Source organism: Chromatiales bacterium (assembly GCA_024234935.1).
GTDB lineage: Bacteria > Pseudomonadota > Gammaproteobacteria > Steroidobacterales.
In genome coordinates this window covers 288567-312806 of sequence record JACKNI010000001.1, presented here as the reverse complement: position 1 = coordinate 312806, position 24240 = coordinate 288567, and the positions used below count along the sequence as shown (strand labels likewise).

25 protein-coding genes and 1 other RNA gene are annotated in these 24240 nt (G+C 61.2%); 12 read left to right on the top strand and 14 right to left on the bottom strand.

Annotated features, from left to right (window positions below; genetic code table 11):
• The first annotated feature begins 18 nt into the window (after positions 1–18).
• The 3 genes from H6979_01480 (at position 19) to H6979_01470 (ending at position 1924) form a co-directional block, all read left to right on the top strand.
• Positions 19–1206 (top strand): hypothetical protein, encoded by a 1188-nt coding sequence (locus tag H6979_01480; GenBank protein ID MCP5138517.1) that lies wholly within the window; start codon positions 19–21, stop codon positions 1204–1206.
• Positions 1207–1280: 74 nt separating this feature from the next.
• Complete coding sequence (locus tag H6979_01475) at positions 1281–1610, top strand: hypothetical protein (protein MCP5138516.1); 330 nt, start codon at positions 1281–1283, stop codon at positions 1608–1610.
• 29 nt (positions 1611–1639) lie between these two features.
• The gene (locus H6979_01470) at positions 1640–1924 is read left to right on the top strand and encodes a hypothetical protein (GenBank protein ID MCP5138515.1); all 285 of its coding nucleotides are present in this window, start codon (positions 1640–1642) and stop codon (positions 1922–1924) included.
• Between the two features lie 27 nt (positions 1925–1951).
• Here the strand turns inward: H6979_01470 and H6979_01465 are convergent, their stop codons facing one another.
• Entirely contained in the window at positions 1952–2239 is a 288-nt protein-coding gene (locus H6979_01465; protein ID MCP5138514.1) for a hypothetical protein, read from the bottom strand.
• 131 nt (positions 2240–2370) lie between these two features.
• Here H6979_01465 and H6979_01460 point away from each other — a divergent pair, with 131 nt between their 5' ends.
• Complete coding sequence (locus H6979_01460; protein ID MCP5138513.1) at positions 2371–4494, top strand: carboxy terminal-processing peptidase; 2124 nt, start codon at positions 2371–2373, stop codon at positions 4492–4494.
• Here H6979_01460 and H6979_01455 read toward each other — a convergent pair.
• Together H6979_01455 and H6979_01450 are read right to left on the bottom strand one after the other, a co-directional pair.
• Complete coding sequence (locus H6979_01455; GenBank protein MCP5138512.1) at positions 4491–5537, bottom strand: hypothetical protein; 1047 nt, start codon at positions 5535–5537, stop codon at positions 4491–4493. The two genes, H6979_01460 and H6979_01455, sit on opposite strands and share 4 nt — an antisense overlap.
• A gap of 79 nt (positions 5538–5616) precedes the next feature.
• Complete coding sequence (locus H6979_01450) at positions 5617–6036, bottom strand: DUF1249 domain-containing protein (protein ID MCP5138511.1); 420 nt, start codon at positions 6034–6036, stop codon at positions 5617–5619.
• Between the two features lie 149 nt (positions 6037–6185).
• Here H6979_01450 and H6979_01445 point away from each other — a divergent pair, with 149 nt between their 5' ends.
• Positions 6186–7826 carry an alpha-D-glucose phosphate-specific phosphoglucomutase gene (locus H6979_01445; protein MCP5138510.1) on the top strand — a complete coding sequence of 547 codons (1641 nt, stop codon included), beginning with the start codon at positions 6186–6188 and terminating at the stop codon, positions 7824–7826.
• A 12-nt stretch (positions 7827–7838) separates the two neighbouring features.
• On the opposite strand, the gene H6979_01440 is transcribed toward H6979_01445, so the two are convergent.
• Positions 7839–8678 carry a kinase/pyrophosphorylase gene (locus H6979_01440; protein MCP5138509.1) on the bottom strand — a complete coding sequence of 280 codons (840 nt, stop codon included), beginning with the start codon at positions 8676–8678 and terminating at the stop codon, positions 7839–7841.
• Between the two features lie 61 nt (positions 8679–8739).
• On the opposite strand from H6979_01440, the gene ppsA reads away from it, so the two are divergent.
• Positions 8740–11109 (top strand): phosphoenolpyruvate synthase, encoded by a 2370-nt coding sequence (ppsA, locus tag H6979_01435; protein ID MCP5138508.1) that lies wholly within the window; start codon positions 8740–8742, stop codon positions 11107–11109.
• A gap of 40 nt (positions 11110–11149) precedes the next feature.
• Positions 11150–11524 (top strand): MAPEG family protein, encoded by a 375-nt coding sequence (locus tag H6979_01430; protein ID MCP5138507.1) that lies wholly within the window; start codon positions 11150–11152, stop codon positions 11522–11524.
• Positions 11525–11545: 21 nt separating this feature from the next.
• On the opposite strand, the gene orn is transcribed toward H6979_01430, so the two are convergent.
• The gene (gene orn, locus H6979_01425; GenBank protein MCP5138506.1) at positions 11546–12106 is read right to left on the bottom strand and encodes an oligoribonuclease; all 561 of its coding nucleotides are present in this window, start codon (positions 12104–12106) and stop codon (positions 11546–11548) included.
• A 25-nt stretch (positions 12107–12131) separates the two neighbouring features.
• On the opposite strand from orn, the gene rsgA reads away from it, so the two are divergent.
• A complete protein-coding gene (gene rsgA / locus H6979_01420) occupies positions 12132–13049 on the top strand; it encodes a ribosome small subunit-dependent GTPase A (protein MCP5138505.1) in 918 nt (305 codons plus the stop codon).
• Here rsgA and recR read toward each other — a convergent pair.
• From recR to ffs, 4 genes are all read right to left on the bottom strand, one after another.
• Complete coding sequence (gene recR / locus H6979_01415; protein ID MCP5138504.1) at positions 13043–13651, bottom strand: recombination protein RecR; 609 nt, start codon at positions 13649–13651, stop codon at positions 13043–13045. The genes rsgA and recR overlap by 7 nt on opposite strands.
• 16 nt (positions 13652–13667) lie before the next feature.
• Positions 13668–13991 carry a YbaB/EbfC family nucleoid-associated protein gene (locus H6979_01410; protein ID MCP5138503.1) on the bottom strand — a complete coding sequence of 108 codons (324 nt, stop codon included), beginning with the start codon at positions 13989–13991 and terminating at the stop codon, positions 13668–13670.
• Positions 13992–13998: 7 nt separating this feature from the next.
• Entirely contained in the window at positions 13999–15609 is a 1611-nt protein-coding gene (gene dnaX / locus H6979_01405; GenBank protein MCP5138502.1) for a DNA polymerase III subunit gamma/tau, read from the bottom strand.
• Between the two features lie 50 nt (positions 15610–15659).
• An RNA gene (gene ffs / locus H6979_01400) (signal recognition particle sRNA small type) lies at positions 15660–15756 on the bottom strand.
• A gap of 63 nt (positions 15757–15819) precedes the next feature.
• Between ffs and H6979_01395 the strand changes: the two genes are divergently transcribed.
• Positions 15820–16077: a DUF4404 family protein gene (locus H6979_01395; protein MCP5138501.1), complete on the top strand. Its 258-nt coding sequence runs from the start codon at positions 15820–15822 to the stop codon at positions 16075–16077.
• Between the two features lie 19 nt (positions 16078–16096).
• Here H6979_01395 and H6979_01390 read toward each other — a convergent pair whose 3' ends face one another.
• The gene (locus H6979_01390) at positions 16097–17212 is read right to left on the bottom strand and encodes an aromatic ring-hydroxylating dioxygenase subunit alpha (GenBank protein MCP5138500.1); all 1116 of its coding nucleotides are present in this window, start codon (positions 17210–17212) and stop codon (positions 16097–16099) included.
• Positions 17213–17219: 7 nt separating this feature from the next.
• Positions 17220–17789, bottom strand: coding sequence for a TetR/AcrR family transcriptional regulator (locus H6979_01385; GenBank protein MCP5138499.1), 570 nt, complete (start codon positions 17787–17789; stop codon positions 17220–17222).
• Between the two features lie 181 nt (positions 17790–17970).
• Between H6979_01385 and H6979_01380 the strand changes: the two genes are divergently transcribed.
• Together H6979_01380 and H6979_01375 are read left to right on the top strand one after the other, a co-directional pair.
• The gene (locus H6979_01380; protein MCP5138498.1) at positions 17971–18447 is read left to right on the top strand and encodes a hypothetical protein; all 477 of its coding nucleotides are present in this window, start codon (positions 17971–17973) and stop codon (positions 18445–18447) included.
• A gap of 19 nt (positions 18448–18466) precedes the next feature.
• The gene (locus H6979_01375) at positions 18467–19585 is read left to right on the top strand and encodes a hypothetical protein (GenBank protein ID MCP5138497.1); all 1119 of its coding nucleotides are present in this window, start codon (positions 18467–18469) and stop codon (positions 19583–19585) included.
• 89 nt (positions 19586–19674) lie between these two features.
• Here the strand turns inward: H6979_01375 and H6979_01370 are convergent, their stop codons facing one another.
• A complete protein-coding gene (locus tag H6979_01370) occupies positions 19675–20094 on the bottom strand; it encodes a hypothetical protein (GenBank protein MCP5138496.1) in 420 nt (139 codons plus the stop codon).
• Positions 20095–20134: 40 nt separating this feature from the next.
• On the opposite strand from H6979_01370, the gene H6979_01365 reads away from it, so the two are divergent.
• Positions 20135–21130 (top strand): CopD family protein, encoded by a 996-nt coding sequence (locus tag H6979_01365; GenBank protein ID MCP5138495.1) that lies wholly within the window; start codon positions 20135–20137, stop codon positions 21128–21130.
• On the opposite strand, the gene H6979_01360 is transcribed toward H6979_01365, so the two are convergent.
• Positions 21027–23306, bottom strand: coding sequence for a copper-translocating P-type ATPase (locus H6979_01360; protein MCP5138494.1), 2280 nt, complete (start codon positions 23304–23306; stop codon positions 21027–21029). The two genes, H6979_01365 and H6979_01360, sit on opposite strands and share 104 nt — an antisense overlap.
• Positions 23307–23755: 449 nt before the next feature.
• Positions 23756–24124 carry a hypothetical protein gene (locus H6979_01355; GenBank protein MCP5138493.1) on the bottom strand — a complete coding sequence of 123 codons (369 nt, stop codon included), beginning with the start codon at positions 24122–24124 and terminating at the stop codon, positions 23756–23758.
• Between the last annotated feature and the right edge of the window lie 116 nt (positions 24125–24240).

Sequence of the window (24240 nt, the reverse complement as noted above, 5' to 3'; positions counted from 1 at the left end):
TCGGGCTGCGCTTTGCCCGTGCTCGGTGCACAGGCAGCGGCCATCCACCTGCAATATCAACTGCAGCTCGCTGCCGACACCGACAGCGCCAGGGCGCGAATCGTCCTCAGCCAGGACAAAGGCGCACTGCGTGAGCTGCAACTGTCCGCTGACGCCCTGTCCGGCAAACCCGATGGTGACGGACGCATCCGGCTCAGCGCCGGCAAGCTGATCTGGAACCCCCCGGCGACCGGGGGCGAACTCCGTTACCAGGTCCGGCTCACACATCGGCGCTCGGCGCGCGATGCATCAAGCCACGATGCATGGGTGGGCAGAAGGCTGGCAATTTTCCGCGGCGAGAAGGCCTTTCCGGTCAGCAGCTGGCGGCTCACAAAAGGCAGCATACTGCACGGCGAACTGGCCGTAAGCGCCCCGGAAGGCTGGTCCGTCGTGACACCCTACCTGCCCGACTCAACCGGACAGATGCGAATCGGTAATCCCGGCAACCGCAGGGCCCGCCCGCTCGGCTGGGTCATCGCCGGTGACATCGGCACGCGGCGTGATGTGATTGCAGGCACGGAAATCACGGTATCGGCACCGCGCGGCATCCGCATGGAGCGGATCGCCATGCTGGCCCTGCTGCGCTGGACGCTGCCGCAGCTGACTTCCGCGCTCGGCAAGCCGCCGGCCTACCTGAACATCGTCGCTGCAGGCGAACCCATGTGGCTCGGCGCGCTGTCCGCACCCAATTCCATTTTCGTCAACGCTCGCCGGCCGCTGATCAGCGAGAACGGCACCAGCACGATCGTGCATGAGATGGTGCACGTGCTGCTTGCCGACCTCAAGACACCCGCCGACCAGGACTGGATCGATGAAGGTCTCGCGGAATACTTTGGACTCCGTGCACTGCTCGATTCGGGCACGATTTCAGAAGCACGTTATGTACAAACCATCGGTAGCCTGCGGAAATGGGGCGCCGGGGTGACAAGCCTGCGCACGACGGCCTCCACCGGAGCAGTGAGCGCACGCGGCGTGACGATTTTCCATGACCTCGATGCGGAATTGCGCCGGGCCACCGGCAACCGGACCAGCCTGGCCAGTCTGATCAACGAACTGAGATCCGGCGGGAACCAGGCCGAGCTTCAGAGCCTGCGCAGCCGGGCGCGGCAACTGATCGGGCACGCGCCGCGCTCGCTGGCGCCTGCCGAGGTACCAGGCTTTGACTGAGCCACCTGCCGTGTGAGTCTGCACACAGACAGAAATCCGCCTGCCAGCCAGACTTGCACCTGTCAGGCGGCGACATGCGGAACAGACCAGCAACACTCCGGCAATCATTTCCAAAGGGACCCCTGCGGCGCTTCCTCTCGCGCCGCCTGCGGCTCCCGGGAAGGCTCTATGCGGCCCTGCCCTTCCTTTACTTGCTGCTTGGTGCCGGCGCCCTGGCATCGGGCATCTATATCCCCGACCCGGGCTGGATCATCAGCTACCTGCTGGTGATCAGCGCCATCTGCGTGCATGCCGGCATCTGGCTCATGGTATTGCGGCGGCGCTACCGGCATTCGCGCCTGCGCCGGGCCCGGGCACAGCGGCAGTCCGGAAGCGCAATAACCGGATCGCCGGCCGGGTTATGACAGATCACGCATAAATGGGACAATGCGCCATGCGCAGATTCCTCACGACGATCCTTCGCTGGCTGCTGTGGTTCAGCCTGCTCGGTGTGGCCGGTGCACTGGTTGTCCCCGCGGTTGCATACGTGGCGGGCAAGCGCCTGATCGGCAGCTATGAGGGCAAGCTCGGTTTCATCGACTATGCCGACAGCATCTATGCCGCAGCCAGTCGCGGCGAGGTACTGGCCTGGCTGGTCCTGCTGTCGCCAGCTCTGGTCTGGCTGGTCTGGTACCTGATCCTGCGTTTGCAGCGCCGGCTGCTCACGACAGCTGGATGAGAGGCCCCGGCTTTTCGGTCAGCAGCCCTAGTCTGGCCAGTAATAAAAGCCGATGCCGGTCAGGGCGATACACATGGCCGCCATCGGCCACCAGCGCCACGACGCAACACGCAATGACCCCAGGAAAGACAGACCGGCTGCGACAGCGGTCACGCTGAACATTGCCACGGCGCGCCACAGTTCAGGGATTTCCAGCAGATAGCGTGAATCCTCGGGACTGCGCAGGCCGAATACGAGGAGGACGATAGCGAGACTGAAAGCCACGGACACGACGCTGCCGAACACGATACCCAGAATGATGGTCAAAGGTTGCATGGATCACACCTTGGATTGCGTCAATTACCGGTTTCCGGGCCATTCGCTTGCCTCGCACACGGTCCAAGTCTAGCCTAGCGGAGCCATTTGGCCCTTGTCCCTCAATGAGATCACCCTGCAAAGCGTCACGCATGAACAATAGCTGGAAATACGCCCTCGTCACCTGCCTGGCCGCACTGCTGGGTCCGGCTGTCCCGGGCATGGCAAAGCCCGAGCTTCCGCCAGGTCCTGCGGTGCTCGACACCACACCGCGTGAGCGGCAGGTTGCGCGCATGGTGACGCGCTTTGTGGAGCGGGCCCACTACGCACGGCTGCCGCTCGATGACTCCCTGTCCGAAGCGACGCTGAAGACCTACCTCGAAACGCTCGACGGCAATCGGCACTACTTCTTGCAGTCGGACATCGCCTACTTTGCGCGCTACCGTAACTCGCTGGATGACTCGCTGCGTTCCGGTGACATGGACCCGGTCTTCGATATATTCCGCCTGTACCGGCTGCGCACCCAGCAGAACCTGACCTATGCGCTGACTGTGCTGGAGCAGGAACCGGACTTCAGCGTGAATGAAGACTACGTCTTTGACCGCAAGGATCTTCCCTGGATTGCCACGCCTGCGGAAATGCAGGACCTATGGCGCCGGCGCGTCAAGAACGATGCGCTCGGCCTCATGCTCGCCGACAAGTCCTGGAAAGAGACGGCAGAGGTGCTGCGCAAGCGCTACACGCGGGTCCTGGAGCGCATCAACAAGCTCGACAGCGACGATGTCTTCGAGACCTTCATGAACGCCTTCGCCATGACGCTCGACCCGCACTCCAACTACCTGTCACCGCGTCAGTCCGAGGAATACAAGATCCAGATGAGCCTTTCCTATGAAGGTATCGGCGCATCGCTGCAGCTCGATGACGAGTTTGTCCAGGTGATGAATGTGATACCCGGCGGCCCCGCAGCGGCGGACGGCAGGCTCAAGGCAAACGACCGCATCACTGCGGTCGGCCAGGAAAACAGCAAGGAAATGACCGATGTGGTTGGCTGGGAGCTGGACGACGTCGTGCAGAAGATCCGTGGCCCGCGCGGCAGCAAGGTTCGCCTGCAGATCCTGCCGGGCGGCGCCGCGCCAGGCGCCGCCGAATATGTCCTGGAGCTGACCCGCGACAAGATCAAGCTGGAGGAACAGGCTGCCAAGAAGCAGGTCATCAAGGTTGAGCGTGACGGTGAACCGGTCAATGTCGGCGTGATCACCGTGCCCAGCTTCTATCAGGATTTTGAAGCACGCAATCGTGGCGACAAGGACTATGTGAGCACCACGCGCGATGTGCGGCGCCTGATTGGCGAACTGCGCAAGGACAAGATTGTCAGCCTGGTTCTCGACCTGCGTGGCAATGGCGGCGGACACCTGACCGAGGCCACGGCGTTGACCGGCCTGTTCATCAACCAGGGACCGGTTGTCCAGCTGCGCGATACCAACGGCCGTATTGAGGTTCTGGACGATCCGGAACCCACTGTTGCCTACAGCGGACCGCTCATCGTATTGGTTGACCGGTTCAGCGCCTCGGCGTCAGAGATCTTTGCCGCCGCCATCCAGGACTACCGGCGCGGCATCGTCATGGGCCAGCAGACCTTCGGCAAGGGAACCGTGCAGAATCTCTACGAACTGGACCAGTATTCACACAGCAGATCAGATCGCGGACTTGGCCAGCTCACGCTGACCATCGGCAAATTCTACCGCGTCAATGGAGGCAGCACGCAGAATCGCGGCGTGATCCCCGACATCGCCCTGCCCTCGGCAATCGATGCAACGACCATCGGCGAAAGCAGCCGTGATCGTGCGCTGCCCTGGGATCAGATCGCCGCGACCCGGTTCCAGACCAGTCAGCCCCTTGATGCCGCAATCGCGGAACTTTCCCGCTACGAAAGCACGGAACTTGCCAGCGACCCGGATATGCGCCACCTTGAGGCAAGCATCAAGGACATCGATCAGCTGCGCTCGCGTAAGAAGATCTCGCTGAACCTGACGGTGCGGAAGAATGAACGCGAGAGCGAACAACGCGTGCAGCTGGCACGTGAAAATACGCGCCGTTCGGCTCAGGGTCTGCCGGCGCTTGCATCGCTCGACGAACTCAAGCCGGACGAACAACCCGATGTACTGCTGCAGACCGCAGCGCGCGTGGCATCCGAGTATTCGCGGATCAGCAGCGCCAGCCAGGGCCTGGTAACCCAGTCGTCGCCCGGGGGCACGGCACCGCAGGCCGGACCTTAATTCAGGAGTACGGAATAGATCTCCCAATACTCCTCGCCGAGGACGTTGACTGACAGCCTGCGATCACTCGCTGGCGCGGGGCTGTCACCGGCCGTCAGCTGCAGCGGGATCTCCGCGCAGGACGCAGCGATCGGCACAGTATCGGCATCACGCAGGTATTCAGCCTGCCGCCGCAGGTACTCTGCCCGCGCCCGGACGAGTACCGGCAGATCATCAAGTTCATCGAGGCGCTGCAGAACCTTTGCCACCATCTGCCCTGTCTGGTGACAGGCAGGCAAGTCACCATACCGCATATCGTTGACCTGGCGCAGCGATGCGTCGCGCGCCATCTGGGCAACGTTGTGGGCAGTGAGCTGCACCACCAGCTCCTGCGCCAGCGCGATGACAGAGAGATTCACGATCCGCTTGCTGTCCGTGCCGATGGTAGCTGCCTGGGTCACGGACTCGTTGAGCTTCTCGTGGCGGGCTTTTTCATAGCGATCGATCTGCGACTGGACGCCGGCCAGCGCGGACTCCAGCACTGACTGCGCGTGCTCACAACGGCGACGAGCCAACAGCTTCCAGAAACTGGTCAGTTTCACCTGCTGCAGACGTACTCCATGCAGCTCGGCCTCGATCGCGACACGCCTTTCGATCAGCGGCACCAGACGCTGTTCGATGGACGCCAGGGCGATCTTGCGATGCTCTTCAAAACGTGCCGTCTCCCGCCGCAGTTCAGCGTCCTGCTGACGCGACCCGAGTTCTCGCGCCAGGCGCGCCAAACGCCGCCGACAGTACTGCCAGACGCCACGCAGCTGAAAAAAAACCGCCGCGTTTGCGGCGCGTTCCGGGTCGGCAAGCAGTCCTTCAAGTTGCTCGAGGCGCTGCTGCCACCGGAGCGTCGAGCCCTCCTGCTGGCGCAGCTGATCGGCAAGGCGGTCCCGGTCCCGCTGCAGGCGGGCAAATTCACGTTTCAGCTCGGCGCGATTCCAGAACAGCTGCAGGAGCCGCTCGTCCTCGGCGGGCTTTCGACGCACAAGCAGTTGCTGGGCAATGGATGCCATTCGACGCTGCAGACCTGAAGCTCCACGCTCGAACTTAACCAAGTCCGCGCCTGGCGACGGTGAAGCAATCGACAGTTTCTCAAGCTGCGACGGGCGGTGAGGACCGGAACCGGTGCCCCATCTCGTACAGGTAGTCCAGCCATTTGCCGAGCATGATGTTCTTCGACCAGCGACGGTCAAGTTCACCTGAACTGTGCTTCATCAACTGCCGCAGCGTCTCGTGTCGCGGAGCATTGATCCAGCCCAGCACTTCAACCATGCGCGCATCAAGGTAGACTCGCAGGCGCAGATCCGGGTCGGCCACACAACCACCCGGATCATCAAAGCGGTAACTGAGACGCAGATCCAGCGTATAACGGGTTCCGGCATCAACGCTGAGATGCAGGTCCAGATCATGAACCGATGTAGAGACTGCCGTGCATGGGGCGGCAAGCCGATCCGGCAGCATCAGGGGTGCGAGTCCGGCCAGCTTGATGAAGTTGCCTTCATACAATGCCATCAGTGCGCCGAGGCTGCGTGGCGCAACGATGCATTGTGGAACGATGTAGCTGTCGGTAATCACGTTTTGACTATAGCACGGTGGCTCATGCACACTTTTTTCAAAACACATGTCCAACACTAAAGCAAAATCCAACGGGGTCTGTGATCGTGTCCACGCTTGACATCACTCATATCAGCTGCGCGCCCTTTCAGGATCAGCGCCCCGGGACGGCCGGCCTGCGCAAGAAAGTCAGCGTGTTCAGTCAGCCGCACTATCTGGAGTGCTTTGTACAGGCCATCTTCGATACGCTGAAGCTGCCCGAAGGTTCCCGTCTGGTGATCGGCGGTGACGGGAGATACCACAATGCCGAGGCGATACAGACCATCATCCGTATCGCTGCCGCCAATGGCATACGCGAAGTGGTTGTCGGACAGAACGGTCTGCTGTCGACTCCGGCCGCATCACTGGTGATCAGGCAGTATTCGGCCGCGGCCGGATTCATCCTGACCGCCAGCCACAATCCCGGTGGCCCGGACGGCGACTTTGGCCTGAAGTTCAATACACCGACCGGCGGCCAGGCAACCGAGCAGGTGACAGAAGCGGTATTCAGGGCCAGCCAGCAACTCGGCGGGTACCGCATGGCCAGCCTGCCGGCCACCGACCTGAACTGTATCGGCGTGACGGATCTGCGCGGTATTCGCATCGAAGTGATCGACCCGACTGCCGCCTATGCCGCGCTGATGCAGACCCTCTTCGATTTCGGGGCGATCCGCGCATGGCTCAAGGCCGGGCATCGCATCCGCTTCGATGCCATGCACGGTGTCACCGGACCCTATGCGCAGAGGATTTTCGTCGATCTGCTCGACTGTCCACACGACAGCGTGTTGCGCGGCGAGCCCCTGCCGGACTTCGGCGGACTCCATCCGGACCCGAATCCGATCGATGCGGCGGAGCTGGTTGCCGAGTCCTTGAGACCGGACTCAGCTGACCTGCTCGCCGCCTCGGACGGCGACGGCGACCGGAACATGATTCTCGGCCCGGGATTTTTCCTGTCACCGGGGGACAGCGTGGCCATGATGCTCGCGTCATTGCCGCTCCTGCCAGGCTACCGCAGCGGCGTACCCGGTGCGGCACGTTCCATGCCGACCAGCCGGGCGCTCGATGTGGTCGCGGCCGAACTCGGCATCCCCTGCTATGAGACGCCGACCGGCTGGCGATTCTTCTGCAATCTGCTCGAGGCCGGACTGATCGGGCTCTGTGGGGAAGAAAGTTTCGGCACCAGCTCGGCACATGTCCGCGAAAAGGATGGCCTGTGGGCGGTGCTGCTCTGGATCAACCTGCTCGCTGTACAAAATCGCAGCCTGAAGGAAATTGCCAATGAGCACTGGCGCCGCTATGGCCGCCATCACTTTCAACGCCAGGATTACTTTACGGCCGATACGGCAGCTGCCAACGCACTGGTCAAGGCGCTTCGTGAAACAGTACCCGGCTTGTCGGGCAAACAGGTCGGCAGTGCAAGGATAGAAACGGCCGATGATTTCCATTACCGCGATCCGGTCGACGGAAGCGAGTCCGCCCATCAGGGCATCCGGCTGGTTTTCAGTGACGGCACAAGGATCGTCTACCGCTTGTCCGGCACCGGCACCTCCGGAGCGACGCTGCGCGTTTACCTGGAACACCATGTCCGCGACCAGGCCACAATCGACCGGGCGTCAGCGGAGGTTCTGGAACCGCTCGGTCAGCTCGCCGCGAAACTCGCACGCATCAGCCATTACACCGGACTGGAGGCACCGACAGGCACGATCTGAGGCCGCGGTCGACTATCGACCCGCCCGCCTCTCGATACCTGTCGTGCTGAGAATCCGGCTGGCAATTTCCTCAATGGAAAACTGCGTGGTATCCACCCAGGGAATCTGATAACGACTGTACAGTGCCTCTGCACCCCGCAGTTCGTAGCGCACCTGCTCGGATGAGGCATAACGGCCTTCCGGACGTCGCTCACGACGGATTTGTTGCAGACGTTCCGGCGAAATGCTCAGCCCGAACAGCTTGTGACGATAAGGTTCCAGCGCCTTGGGCAGACGCCCCGTTTCAAACTCGTCTTCAGACAGGGGATAGTTGGCCGCGAACACACCGTACGTCAGCGCGAGGTACAGGCAGGTCGGCGTCTTGCCGGAGCGTGAGACGCCGAGCAGGATCACATCTGCACGTTCATAATCATTCGTGCGCGCGCCGTCATCGTTGTTGAGCGCAAAGTTGGTGGCATCCATGCGCCGGTCATAACTCCCGGTATCCTTCATGCCATGGGCGCGCCCCGAAGTATGCGAGGAGCGGACCAGCAATTCACGCTCCATGGGACCCAGATAGGTGGCAAAGAAATCCAGGAATAACCCGTTCACTCCGGCAAAACGCTCGCGGACATGGTCGTGCACCAGCGTGCTGAAAATGATAGGCCTGTTGCCTGTTTCGCTAACTGCCGCACTGATACGCCGCAGGGTTTCATCCGCCTTGTCAACAGTATCGATAAATGGCACAGTCACTTGGTCGAATTCGTATTCTTCGAACTGCGTCAACAGGCTGCGACCCAGGGTTTCTGCGGTCACTCCGGTCTGGTCCGACAGAAAAAATACGACGCGTCGATTGATGTTTTTCTGGTTCATGACGGACTGTCATCGTTGGCTGTAGTGGGCCGATCATGGACGGTCCGGACATTGGAGGCAAATGGAACCGTACGTAATCCCCATGGAGTCGCTGCGGCTCACCGACATCCATCGTGTCGGCGGCAAGAATGCCTCGCTCGGCGAAATGATCGGCCAACTCTCGGCTCTGGGCGTTCGTGTACCTGGCGGGTTCGCCACAACAGCACGCGCCTACCGCGAGTTCCTGGCCCAGGACGGCCTTGATGCGCGCATCGACAAACTGCTCAGCGATCTCGATGTAGACAACATCGAGCAGCTGGCCCGCTGCGGGAAAACCATTCGCGACTGGATACTCGGCGCGCCGCTGCCTCCGAAGCTGCTGACCGCCATCGAATCCGCATGGATGACGATGAGCCGGGGGCAAGCCGACGACATGGCCGTTGCGGTACGTTCATCGGCAACGGCCGAAGACCTTCCCGAAGCATCCTTTGCAGGTCAGCAGGAAACCTTTCTCAACATCCGTGGCCTGCCCCGGCTGATCGAGGCCGTACATCAGGTATTTGCGTCCCTGTACAACGACCGCGCCATCGCCTATCGCGTACACCAGAACTTCGACCACAAGCTGGTGGCGCTTTCGGTCGGCATACAGCATATGGTGCGCTCGGATCTTGGCTCCAGCGGCGTCATGTTCACGCTCGATACCGAGTCCGGTTTCCGCGATGTCGTCTTCATCACCTCGGCGTGGGGACTTGGTGAGACCGTCGTTCAGGGAGCAGTGAACCCCGACGAGTTCTATGTCTACAAGCCGGCCCTGAGAAGCGGGCACCAGGCCATCCTGCGCCGCAAGCTCGGCACCAAGAAGATACGCATGGTCTTCAATGACCAGCCGGAACCGGGACGGACGGTTCGCACGGAAGATGTGGCACCGGCCGACTCCGCCCGCTTCTCACTCACCGACCAGGATGTCGAGACGCTGGCGCGCTATGCGCTCGTGATCGAATCGCACTACAACTGCCCGATGGACATCGAATGGGGCAAGGATGGGCGCGACGGCCAGATCTACCTCCTGCAGGCGCGCCCGGAAACCGTACAGAGTCGCTCCGGCAATACGCTGCTGCGCTACCGGCTGAAAAGCCACTCAAAGGTGCTGGTCCGCGGGCGAAGCATCGGACAGCGCATCGGTGCCGGGCCTGCCCGCATCATTGCGAGCACGGCAAAGATGGACCTGGTACGGGATGGCGACGTGCTGGTCGCCGACATGACCGATCCGGACTGGGAACCGGTCATGAAACGCGCCTCGGCCATCGTCACCAACCGCGGCGGACGCACCTGCCACGCGGCGATCATTGCGCGCGAACTCGGCATTCCCGCCGTGGTCGGCTGCGGCGACGCCACGCGGCTGATCAGCGACGGCGCACCAGTGACCGTGTCCTGCGCGGAAGGCGACGAGGGCCTGGTCTACGACGGCATCCTCGATTATGAGCAGCAGAAGATCGAACTTGCCAACCTGCCGCAGCTGCCGGTCAAGATCATGATGAACGTGGGCAATCCGGATTGCGCCTTTGATTTTTCCAGTCTCCCGAACCAGGGTATCGGTCTTGCGCGGCTTGAGTTCATCGTCAACCGCATGATCGGCGTGCATCCGAAAGCCGTTCTCGACTTTGCGCGCCTGCCGCCTGATCTCAAGGAGATCGTGCGGGAACATTCGGCAGGCTATGCCGATCCGGTCGAGTATTTCGTCGCCCGCCTGACGGAGGGCATCAGCACGATCGCCGCGGCTTTCGCACCCAACCCGGTGATCGTCCGCCTGTCCGATTTCAAGTCGAATGAATACGCCAACCTGATCGGCGGCAAGCAGTACGAGCCTCATGAAGAAAATCCGATGCTCGGGTTTCGTGGCGCTTCACGTTATGTATCCGACAGCTTCAAGCCCTGCTTTGAACTGGAATGCCGTGCCTTGCGCCGGGTACGCAATGACATGGGACTGACCAATGTCGAAGTCATGGTGCCCTTCGTACGCAGCGTCAGCGAAGCCAGGCGCGTCACCGAACTGCTGGCCGAGAACGGGTTGCGACGCGGTGAAAACGGCCTGCGCCTGATCATGATGTGCGAGCTTCCGACCAACGCGCTGCTGGCGCACCAGTACCTGCAGTACTTCGACGGCATGTCGATCGGCTCAAATGACCTCACGCAGCTCACGCTGGGACTGGACCGCGACTCGGGCCTGATCGCCGACCTGTTCGATGAACGCGATGAGTCGGTCAGGATGCTGATCAAGATGGCCATCGATGCCTGTAAGAAGGAAGGCAAGTACATCGGTATCTGTGGGCAGGGCCCGTCCGATCACCCCGACTTCGCCCGCTGGCTGATCACGGAAGGCATCAGCAGCATTTCCCTGAACCCGGATACCGTTATCGAGACCTGGCTCTTTCTGGCCGGGAAAACCGTATAGCGTCGCGACCACTGCTGCACAGACGATCGGGAGACCGGAGATGACCACAGCATACTGGTGCGTACTCGTGGCAATCCTCATGCCGATCGTCTGGGCCGGTATTGCGAAAGGCGGAGCCCGGAACTTCGACAATGCCAGACCGCGCGATTATCTGGCCAGCCTGCAGGGCTGGCGGCAACGCGCGAACTGGGCGCAGGCCAATTCCTATGAAAGTTTTCCGGCCTTTGCAGCTGGCGTAATCATCGCGCACCTGGCTGGTGCGGCCCAGCCCACCATCGACTTGCTGGCACTCGGCTACGTTGCCGCACGCATCCTCTATGGCATCTTCTATATCGCTGACCGCGCCACGCTGCGCTCGCTGGCCTGGGTCGGCGGTCTGGTTTGCATCATCGGCCTGTTCGTCGCGGCAGCCTGAAGCGGCTCCGGCACCCCGCGTTCAGCCGGCAGCGGTCGGCAGCTTCAGGAGCTGTGCCCGGTAGTGTCGCAGTTCCGCTATTGATTCGTGAATGTCGGCAAGCGCCAGATGCTCGGTGTTCTTGACAACGCCCTCCAGTGCGGCGGGCGCCCACAGCCCGGCCAGGATCTTCAGCGTGGACACATCCAGGTTGCGGTAATGGAAAAAGGCCTCCAGCGTCGGCATCTCGCGCGCCATGAAGCGGCGATCCTGACAGATGCTGTTGCCGCACATTGGCGAGACTTTCGGCGCCAGGTGCCCCGTCAGGAAAGCCAGTGTCTGCTGCTCGGCCTGTGCAGCCGTAACGGTGCTCATGCGCACCCGGTCGGTCAGACCGGACCTGCCATGCTGCCGGGTATTCCACTCATCCATCCGCGCGAGCACCGCATCGCTTTGATGAATCGCCAGCACTGGTCCCTCGGCGATGACGCACAGATCTGCATCCGTGACGACCGTGGCGATCTCGATGATAGAATCATTCCGGCAATCGAGACCGGTCATCTCCAGATCGATCCAGATCAGTCTGTGCATCGGTGCACTCATCAGCCAGGATCCTCCCAACACGACCATGGCAATTGACGCCGCGCGGGATTCTAGCAAAACCGGCCTCGTGATCGCGGCGCATGGCCGGCGCGGCATGCTCGAAACAACCGAGGGCAGTGCCCTGCCTTATATCGTCCGCGGCCGCCATCTGCAGGTTTGCTGCGGAGACCATGTGCACTGGCAGGCTTTTGCTGACGGGGATCCCGTGGTTGTCAGTGGCACTGCCCCGCGCATGAATCAGCTCAACCGACAGCCCCCCAGGGGCAGCAAGCCGGAGACGATCGCAGCCAACATCAGTCATCTGATCGTGGTCATGGCCGCGCTCCCGCTTCCCGATCTGTTCATCACCGACCGGTACCTGTGTGCCGCACATCTGATGGGCGTCCAGGCGGCCATCGTCTGGAACAAGGCCGATCTTGCCGCGCTGCCGGAGACCGAACTGGCGGTCTATTCCAGGCTTGGCTATCGGCTGTTTCCGGTATCCGCGGTTACAGGCACAGGCCTTGACGCGCTGCTGGGCTGGGCAGGTCAGTGCGTCGGCCTGCTCGTCGGCCAGTCCGGGGTGGGCAAATCATCGCTCCTGAACCGCCTGGTTCCCGGTTCCGATACGGCTACCGGCCAACTGTCCGCCGCGAGCGACGAAGGTCGGCACACGACCACAGCCTCGATCATGTACCGGCTGGAAAACGGTGGTCGCCTGATCGACACGCCCGGTGTACGGGACTTCGTTCCGGCCATCCCCGATCCGCGCGACATCGCACATGGCTTCATCGAGATCGGCACAACCGGTCGCGATTGTCGCTTTGCCGATTGCAGTCACCTGCGGGAACCGGACTGTGCGGTGAGCGCAGCCGTCCTGAAAGGCACCATAGACAACCGGCGTTACGAGAGCTATCGACGGCTCATGAATCTCGCCAACCAGGCGACTGGCCAGGCTTACTGATCAGCGCCGATCCGGGTGCGCGCCGCAATGGCGTGAGACAGGGTACCGGCATCCACATACTCGAGTTCACCGCCCATCGGCACGCCATGCGCGATACGCGTGGCGCGAATCCCGCGTTCCTGTGCGATGCCGGCCAGATAACCAGCGGTCGCCTCGCCCTCTACCGTGGCACTGGTGGCGAGAATCAGCTCACGCGTCGCACGATCGGCAAGCTGTTGCTCAAGCAGCGGAATGCCAAGCTCTGCCGGACCGATGCCATCCAGCGGCGAGAGCCTGCCCATCAGCACAAAGTACCGGCCGCGATAACTGCCTGACTCCTCGACCGCCACGACGTCGGCGGGCGTCTCGACGACGCAGACGAGGCCATGATCGCGACGCGGATCGCCACAGATCATGCACAGCTCGGCCTCGGCAAACATGCGGCAGCGTACGCAGAGTCCAACCTTGTCCAGGGCAGCCTGCAGGGCCGCAACGATTCGCCCTGCGCCATCACGGTCCCGATCGAGCAGATGAAAAGCAATACGCTGCGAAGACTTCGGCCCGACGCCAGGCAGACAGCGCAGCGCAGTCAACAGGTCCTGGAGGAGCGGCGTAAAAGCCATGCGATCTGAATTCCGCTCAGAATGGCAGCTTGAAACCCGGCGGCAGGCCGAGTCCTGAAGTCATGCCACCGAGCTTTTCCTGGCTTGTACGCTCGACCTTGCGCAAGGCATCGTTAAAGGCTGCGACCAGCACATCCTCCAGCATTTCGCGATCCTCTCCCAGAAGTGCCGGATCGAGCGTGATGCCGCGTACCTCATGCTTGCAGCTCATGCGGATCTTCACCAGACCGCCACCAGCCTCACCGCTGACTTCGATGCCGGCAAGTTCTTCCTGGGCCTTCTGCATCTGCTCCTGCATCCGCTGGGCCTGCTTCATCAACTGACCGAGATCGGCTTTCATATCGCACTCACTTTCTGTTGCCTGGTTTTCCGGAACTTGCCGGTGGTGAGGGGCGGACGGAGCCGGCGACAACTTCTGCCCCGAACAGTTCGCCCATGGCCTGAACATTGCTGTCTGCAGCGATAGCCTCCCGTGCCTTGCGCTGCTGCTCATCTTCGCTGCGGGCCTGGCGTGCCGCTGCTGTATCACTCACGCCCTTGTCCAGCACAAAATTCAGCTTGCGGCTGTCGCCGAGAGCGGAATGGACGGCAGCGGTCACGCGCACTTTCAGGCTCTCGGTCAGCAGGTGGGCATTTCGACCTTCAATGCTCAGCCGCAGTTCGGTCGGTGACTGTGCAGCCAGTGCACAGTTGGCCGCCAGCTGGCGTGCAGCAGCATCGAGGTCCAGCGTGGCGACAAAGGCAGGCCAGTCACTGATCTCGCCACCGACAACGCCGCTTGACGTCGGCGCCGGCGGCGACTTCGGAATCGGCGCGGCCGCTTTTGCACCAGGTGACATGGCTGGTGCCGTCGATACTGCCGCGGCCGGGCTTTCCAGCTGATCGAAAGCCAGCACGCGCAGCAACGTCATTTCAAATCCGGTACGCGGATCAGGTGCCAGATAGAGATCGCGGCGACCCAATACGGCGATCTGGTACATCAGTTGTACCGTTTCAGCCCGCATCTGTGCGGCCAAACGCGTCAGCAGTTCCTTGTCGTCATCGACCTCAACCGCATCTGCCCCTGCCAGCTGGATCACCGCAATCTTCTGCAGCAAGCCTGCCAGACCGGCCAGCACATCTTCGTAGTCGGGAACCAGTTCGTCGAGCTGGCTTACCTGGTCCATCAATCCGGGAGCATCACCCTGCACCAGCGCTTCCAGCAGACCGGTGAGCCGCTGGCGATCCAGGCTGCCGAGCATCTCGGCCACCTCCCGGTCCCTGACAGCACCATTGCCGAAAGCCAGTGCCTGGTCGAGCAGACTCAAGGCATCACGCACGCTGCCGGCCGCCGCCCGTGCCAGGCGCTGAAGCGCACCAGCCTCGGCACTCACGCCTTCGCTCGCACAGATACTGGTCAGGCGCTCGACGATTCCGGCCTGCGACAGACGTTTCAGGTTGAATTGCAGGCAGCGGGACAGAACCGTCGCCGGAATCTTCTGCGGATCAGTCGTCGCGAGCAGGAACTTCATGTGAGGTGGTGGCTCTTCGAGCGTCTTCAGCAGGCCATTGAAGGCGCTCTTCGAGAGCATATGTACTTCGTCGATCAGATACACCTTGAAGCGTCCGCTGGCCGGCGTGTATTGCGCGTTTTCCAGTATTTCGCGCATGTTGTCGATACCGGTCGTCGAAGCCGCATCCACTTCCAGGAAATCGACAAAGCGCCCCGCATCGATCGCGATGCAACTGCCACACTGGCCGCAGGGTGTGGCGCTGACGCCCTGCTCGCAATTCAGGGCCTTCACGAAGATACGTGCAATCGTGGTCTTGCCTATGCCGCGCGTACCGGTAAACAGGAAAGCATGATGCAGACGGCCGGAGCCGAGGGCGTTTTCGAGCGCCCGGACCACATGGCCCTGACCCGCCACATCAGCGAAGGTCTTGGGACGCCACTTGCGGGCCAGCGCGAGATAGCTCATGAAACTTGTCGGACCAGGTTCGAGATCAGGGAAAAGCGAGCTTGGTGAGCCCGCGCCAGCCACACCCCGGCGCCCGGCATCACCGCTACCGCTGCTTCCTTCCGGACCTGACGGGATTCACGACTAGCCGCCGCGAGGGGACCAGCGCGGACTCGGGCACAGGGTATGCGGTGCACTCCTTTTCGGCAAGCAGAAGGCTATACTCCGGCCATGTCAAACGAGAAGCTGCAACAACTGCTTAAGGAACTGCACCGGGAACTGGGCGCGACCCGGACACTGGACCAGCAGTCGCGCGCACTGATCGAGAAGGTGCTGCAGGACGTCGGCCGGGTCGGCGAGGATCCGGACGCGCCCGACGGCTTGGAAGTCCGCCTTCGGGAAGTCGTACTGCGCTTCGAAAGTGAACATCCGCGCCTGGCGGCGACCGTCGGTCAGGTCGCTGACGCACTCGGCAAGCTTGGAATCTGAGACCCGCACTGCGGGCCATTCAGTCCGGCGTTTCTGCGGCCGGCACCAGCGGAACCGTATCAAACACCCAGTTGCGTGAATCGCGCCGCCCGGGACTCGGAATCATGTGCAGTCGTGATGCCGGATGCTCACGGAATATCGCTTCGCTGTCGATCCGCCAGCCGCGCGACTCCCATTCGCGCAGATAGCGCCTGTAGATCAGCTGAATGGCATCAGACCTGACCGACAGGTCCGAAGTGGTGCTACGCGGCGGTGCAACGGGTTCGATTTTTTCAATGATGGCCCGATCTTCCTCGATGATGGCCCGGTTACGCTTGTCAGCCGTGCCGTCGAGCAGCGGACTTCTGAAGAAGTTACGCGCATTGATCAGAAAAGATCGTGTTTCGTACTCATCCACCGGCGTATCGAAGGCATACTGAAATGATGACATCCGTGCATTCATGCGGATACGTGTCACGAATTGCGCCGGTCCGTGAAAGGTCGTACCTGCAACTGTTTCGGTATCGCCGGGGCGAAAATACCTGAACAAGCCACCAGCCTGCGTTCTGAAGCGCACTTCCATGCCTGCACCCCACTCGCTCTCCCGGGTCTCGTAGTCCGGCATGTGATAGTCCGGATCCATGCCCTTGCGTCCGACAAAATGCACAAACTCCGCGTGGGCGGGATCCAGTGCATTCTCCACCACCCGCGCATAGTTGGCTTTCAGGGAGAAACTCATCGTCGTACAGCGCCAGCCAGGATCTCCCCACTCGGGAATTTCCATGACAGGCGGCCGCTGATCTTCTGGCAAGTCACCGAGAAACACGAACACCAGCCCGTACTTCTCCTGTACCGGATAGGCATCGACACGCGCACGTGCCGTCATCGGTGGCTGGCCGGGACCGAGCGACGGAATGCGCTCACATTGACCGCTGCCATTGAATTCCCAGCCATGGTACGGACAGACCACACGGTCATTGCGTACCCATCCATCGCCGAGCGAACCGCAACGGTGCAGACAGACATTGCTGAGACAGTGCACGGAGCCCGCGGTATCCCGGAACAGGACGAAATTCTGGCCCAGCATGCGGACCTTGACCGGCTTGCGACCGATCGCACTGGCCTGTCCGGCCGGATACCAGAAATTGATGAACATCAGCTGCCTACCACTTCAGCAGCAGGCCGCGGAGCGTGCTTCGAAAGACATTCCTGAACTGTGGATGCCGCTCGCAGACCTGGAGCACCGGCACCGCCGTCAACGCCAGAAGGCGGGCAGCCATGCGTGGATCATCGTGGCGCAACATCCGCGCTTCGTGCAGGCGCTCCATCAATACCAGGATGGCAGCGACATATCTGTCGTGCGATTTCTGCACCAGCGGAAACAGGCTCGCACCGATCTTCATCGACAACACCAGCCCGTCCCGATGCTTCGCCCATACCTGCAGATAGCTTTCAGCTATGCCATCGACGATGCCTTCGGGCTGATCGGCGGACATCCGGCCCAGCTCCGTGACCGCCAGGTTGAAGACGGGATCGATGATCTGCTGAAGGAGATCCTCCTTGTCCCGGAAGAAGCGATAGAAACTGCTGCGCGCAATTCCGGCCGCCTCGACAATCGAATCGACGCTCACCGCGGCATAGCTTTCTTCATTGAACTTTCTTGCCGCAACTTCACAGACACGCGCCTTGGTGCTGGCGACCCGGCGACGGATGACGGGACTGACCATGCTCATTGCGGGTTTTCGCTGCTGCTGCTTCATTGAAAAGCCATTAGGACATATTGGTCCTATTTATTTCAAGCACCGGGGCAGGGAACTCAAGAAAAGCAGCCTTTCTGGTTGACACTGTTCGGGTTCCGGGTTCTACTTCGGACAGTACTGTTCGATTTATACGCTTCCTGAGGTCCTTGTAATCATGTTCCCACCAGGCTTTCTCGGCTCGCGCGCAGATATCCTCATCGACATCGTCACCCTGTCTTTCATCATCATCCTGCCGATCCTGATTTTTTCCTGGCGCATGGCGCGCAACCGGAAAGATTACGTCACCCATCGTCGAATCCAGCTCTACCTCGGCATCAGCCTGTTCATCGTGGTGAGTATTTTCGAGTATGACCTCAGGGTGTCGGGCGGAATTTTCGAGATCACCAGAGGCAGCATCTACGAAGGCACTCCGCTGCTCAACTGGACAATCTATATCCACACCTTCTTCTCGATCCTCACCTCGATCATCTGGGTATTTCTGATCATCATTTCACTATTCAAATTCGGTAACCCGCCCAAGCCGAACAAGTTCAGCAGAATCCACCGGATTTTCGGCCGCGCGGGGATGATCTGCATGATCATGGCGGGTGTTACCTCGCCGCCACTTTACTACTTCGGCTTCGTAGCCTGAGCAGCCGGAAAACCTGAAGATGAGCAGCGATGCAACAAGAATCGAGACGGTGAAAGGCGACAGTGCCGAAACGGGCCAGCCGAAGTTCATGGCCTCGGTCAAGCCGGTACCGAAGGAAATCTGCGAGCGGATCTATGCGGGATGGGACGGCGAAACACTGCCAACTCCGCCGACCACCTCAACGATCAGGCCGTTCGAGAAGGGCGACATCTTTCTCGGCTGTACCTATCTGAATAATCCGCATGACAATCACGCCGGGGTCGGACGCATCGTGCAGTACGACCGGAACCTGCAATACAAGGGCGTGCTGTGGATCGGCTTCACCAGCCACCTGATCGTACACCTGCGTTTTGCCCCGGACGGTACGCTCTGGGGCTGCGATTGCCAGGGGCATCACATCGTGCAGGTAAAGCCATCCGGCACCTTGTTGCCAGAGACACGATTCGCCGACGTCGGACTGGCAAGCCCCTGCTTTCTTGCTGACGGCACGATCCTGCTCGCCGACTACTTCAAGGGCAACACCCCGCCGCCTGGCACCTGCATACGTTCGATTCCTGGTACCGGCGGGCTGATCGGTCAGGGCAAACTCTACCGGTTCGGCCGTGACGGCAAACTGCTCAACGAGTGGACACCGGAGACAGCGCCAGAGCCCTTCGGCTTCAAGGGCATCACACACATGACACTGCATCCGTCGGAAGAGTACGTGACCTATACGACCGAGACGGGTAAACGGGTGATGCGCTTCAACATCAGCACCGGCAAACAGATGCCGGACCTGAAAGTCTGCCCCGGTGAGACAAGACCATTCGAGATGGATCGCATCTGGGCCATTGCGGTTGCCTACCTGCGGGACGGCCGCCTGCTGCTGACCCGGGGCGAAACCGTCGAGGTCCTGAATGAAGCCGGCGAGGTACTGCGCGAATACCGGCTGCCGGCCTACGGCTGGGCGATGATCCAGCCTGGCGCTGACCAGAAGTCATTCGTCACCACCAACTTCTTCACCGGCATGATGGCGAAGGTGTGCATGGAGACCGGCGAGATACTCGGCATGATCGACAGCGGTACCGGCGTGAAAGACACACCGAAAGGTGTGGTACCGCGGCTTGGCCTGGCTGGCGTAGCGGAGTATCCAGGCTAGGGATTTCTTGCAACTGGCGGTGGACGTAGGCATCGGCAATGGTCAAAGTTCATAAGGCCTCAGCCTCAAGGATCTATCCGTGACGCTGGTCAGGCACTCTGCCACCGAATCGCGGCAACCATCCAGGCAAGGGCAGAGATCAGCAGAGCCAGGAAGCCGAGATTGAAGAACAGGTGATGAACATGCAGCAGCAAAGGGTTGCCCGCTGTACTCACATGATTGGCCATGTCATGGGCAGGCGCGCCAACACCGAGCAGGCTAAATACCAGTTTCAACGGCAGCCCGACCAGGCCAAGCAGGGAACCGATCACAATCAGTCGTTCGGGCAGCGCCAGCCGGACTCCCGGCTGCTGCCGTCGCGTGAGCCAGAACATGAAAAGGCCACAGATGAATGCGGAAACCGCAAGCACCTCAGCCAGCGTGAATGCCTTGAAGGCGCGCGTGAAAACGATACTGGCTAGCGCCAGACCATATACGGTCGCTAATATCACCGGGTTGCGTCTGTTCATGATCATCTTTGATGCCAACCTTGAAGGCGCCAGTTTGGTGATGAGGAATATAGCATCGGCTTCAGGCGTACTGGCCAGTCTCATGATGGCCGCACTGCCAGCACTCGCCGACACAACTCTCGGCGGCAGCGTATCGCCCCTCGCGGAGGTTGCGCCACCCGTTGACGGCCTGGTCCTGAGCCGTGCGGCATACGTCGGACTGATGCTGCTCGCAATGGGCACCGCGTGGTTCATGTTGCTGGTACCGGTAACCGCTCAACTCACGGCAACCCTGCGACGGGCCGTGGCGATATTTGCTGTCAGTGGCCTTCTGGCCGGTGGGTTCAATCCGCAACAGTTGAATACCGTAGCGGTCGCAGGCTTTTTTGTACTGCTGATGGGGAGCTGGCGAGACCATCGGGGCTTGCTCCTGGGCGGAGTGCTGGTTCTGGCAATCAGCCGCGCCCTCATCGGTCATCCGGCCAGCCGTGATCCGGGTTTCCTGCTGATGCCGCTGATGGTCCTGCATGTCAGCTGCGCCGCTTACTGGCTCGGTTCACTGTGGCCACTACACCGTCTGCTGGGTACGGAAACGCCGGCAGCCGCGGCACCAGCGGTAATCCGATTCTCAGGCTTGGCACTTGTCGCTGTCGGCTCATTGGCCATCGTCGGGGTCATCACCGCCCTGCTTAACCTGGGGACACCCGATGCGCTCCTGAAGACCTGGTACGGGCAGCTGCTCATCATGAAGTTCACCTGGTTCACGGTGCTGATGGGCATTGCCGCGTATCACAAACTGCGGCTCAGCCCGCGACTGGTCGCAGGCGATCCCCGCGCAGCGAGGCAAATGCGCTGGGGGATTCGCGCCGAGGCCGTGATCATGCTGATCGTGGTGCTGCTTTCCGCCCTGCTCGCCTCTACACCACCCGAAGCACCACCCCGGAAGTCAGACATCAGGGTTTCGACTTCCGCAGTCGCAGTGCATTCATCACAACCGAAGCTGAACTCAGACTCATCGCCAATGCGGCGATCATTGGCGACAGCAGCCAACCCGTAAGTCCATACAGCACACCGGCTGCAAGCGGCACCCCAAGCGCGTTGTAGACAAAGGCGAACACCAGATTCTGCCGCATGTTGGCGACGGTGTTTTCCGAGATAAGCCTGGCGCGGGCGATGCCCCGCAGATCGCCTTTGACGAGGGTCACCTGCGCGCTGTTCATGGCTATATCCGTCCCGGTCCCCATGGCAACGCCAACATCCGCCTTGGCCAGCGCCGGCGCATCGTTGATGCCATCACCGGCCATGGCGACAACACGACCCTTGGCCTGCAGACCAGCCACGAGATCGAGTTTGTCCTGGGGACGGACCTCCCCGTAAACCTCATCAATGGAGAGCTCGGTCGCTACGGAACGTGCCGTGGTCAGACCGTCTCCTGTGGCCATAACCACCCGGATACCCGCGTCACGCAAAACGGACAACGCCTCTGGCGTGGTTTTCTTTATCGGATCAGCCACAGCCAGGATGCCGCCGAGCTTGCCATCCACGGCAAGGAACATGACGCTGGCACCAGTGGCGCGAAGCGATTCTGCCTTCGCACGCAGCGGTTCGACGGAAACATGAGCCTGCGTCAGCAGTATCGCACTGCCAAGCACAAGGTTCCGACCACCAACCCGACCACGAACCCCGATGCCGGTACCAGACTCGAATTCATCCGCTTTCTCCAGGACCAGACCCTGCTCCTTTGCGGCCGCGACGATTGCATGGGCCAGCGGGTGTTCGCTGCCCTGGTCCAGGCTGGCCGCCAGACCCAACACTTCCTTTTCATCGAATCCGGCACCCGGCACCACACGCTGAAACTGTGGCCGGCCTTCGGTCAGCGTCCCCGTCTTGTCCACGATCAGAGTATCCACCTGACGAAATTTCTCGATCGCTGCCGCATCCCGAAACAATATGCCCTGGGTCGCTGCATTGCCTGTGGCGACCATGATCGACATGGGTGTCGCCAGCCCCAGGGCACACGGACAGGCGATGATGAGTACGGCGACGGCATTGATCATGCCGTAGACCCAGCTGGGTTCCGGTCCAAACGTGCCCCACACGAGAAAGGTGAGCACCGCACTCAGAATGACCACCACGATGAAATAGCCGGCCACGTGATCGGCCATGCGTTGCATGGGAGCACGGGAACGCTGCGCCTGCGCCACAAGCTGCACGATCCGCGACAGCACCGTCTGCGCACCCACCTTGTCGGCTCGCATGATGAGTCCGCCCGACATATTGATAGTGGCGCCGATGAGCAGATCACCAGACCGCTTGGTCACCGGCAGCGGCTCACCGGTCAGCATGGACTCATCCACGGCGCTGCGGCCCTCAACGACCACGCCATCCACCGGCACTTTCTCACCGGGCCGGACGCGCAACTGGTCCCCAACGTGTACATGGGTCAGTGGGACATCTGCTTCACTGCCGTCTGCATTGATGCGGCGTGCAGTTTTCGGAGCAAGGCCAAGCAGCCCCTTGATTGCCGCCGATGTCTGCGACCGCGCCTTGAGCTCAAGCATCTGTCCCAGCAATGTCAGGGAAATGATGACTGCCGCTGCCTCGAAGTAAACACCGACACGTCCCATCTGCACGAAGTCGTCGGGAAAAACGCCGGGCGCAACGGTGGCAACAGCGCTGTAAACGTAGGCCGCCCCGGTACCCATGCCAATGAGTGTCCACATGTTCGGGCTGCGATAAACGATGGATGCAGCGCATCGGCTGAAGAAGGGCCAGCCGGCCCACAGCACCACGGGTGTGGCCAGCGCCAGTTCAACCCAACTCTGCAAATTGCCGGGCAATAAGCCGAGTCGGTGACCAGCCATCGCCAGAAATGTCACCACGACCGTCAGTGGCAGCGTCCACCAGAAGCGCCGCCGGAAATCGGCCAGCTCGACGTTTTCTTCCTCATCCAGAATCGGAATCTCGGGCTCCAGCGTCATCCCGCACTTGGGGCAGATACCCGGATGGTCCTGCCTGACCTCCGGATGCATTGGACAGGTATACACAACCCTGCTCTTGCTAATGGTCGTGGTCATCGTGCTCGTGCATCTGATCGGATCGTGTCTCATGCATCGGATCATCGACCCCACCATGAGAATGGCCGCTGCTGGCAGCGACAGCTGCCAGGTACTCGCCCTCATCACGGTCTGGCAACCAGCGCAGGAATGCCACCATGCCCCAAATGGAGTCATCGTCCATGCTCCGGCCCCACGCCGCCATACCGGTCGCCTTGAGGCCGTGCTTGATGATCCAGAAATCACGGGCCGAGTTGCTGTCAGCCCGGGCATCAGCCAGCGCTGGCGGCTGCGGGTAGAGGCCGCGACGCAGTTCCGAGTCAGCCAGTCCGGGACGCAAGTGACAGGTCTCGCACATCGCTGCGTAGTTACCCGCGCCCCGCTCCAGCAACTCGGGATCGGCGAGGTCAGGCACATCGATGTCAAGCGCCCGTACCGCCACCGACCGCTCACGACCGACTTCCAGAAATTCATGTACCGCGCGGCTGTGAGGCTCATCCGCGGCCACGTTGTAGACCCCGGACCAAAGCAGTACCGCGATTCCGCCAGCTCCAGCCACCAGTACCATCAGCAACGCTGTTACGAACGCTTTCATCGCCAGTCTCCTGTCCGAACCAGGCAACGGTTCAGCCTGCTGTGGACATTTCCTGCAGAGACTTTGCCATCTCGCGCGCTTCAGCTGCCGCCGTGGCATAGGCTTTCGCAAGCTTCTCGCAGTGACTGGCGAGACTGCCAAGCGAAGTCGCCTGCTTGCCACCACCGCTCGCGCGGTGCTTGTAATGCGCAGCCATATCGGCATGCCGCCTGGCACTCGCCTCGAGCGTCGATGCCTCCTGCTGGTACCTTGCTGCTTCCGATGCGTATTCAGCAGCATTGGTCGGCATGGTCACATCCGGGCCTGCGACGGCAGCCGGCAATGACATCAGTGTGACTGTTCCCGTAACAAGTACCCCGGCACTCACAAGCGCCGCAATACCAAGCATCCGTCCATTCATTATTCCGTCCTCCAGAAACTGCCAAACTGATAACGATTAATGCTGATCCGCCAACCGGCAATAACCCGACCAACCACCTTGAATGGCTATCTTGCGCTGGAAGTTATCTCGAAATA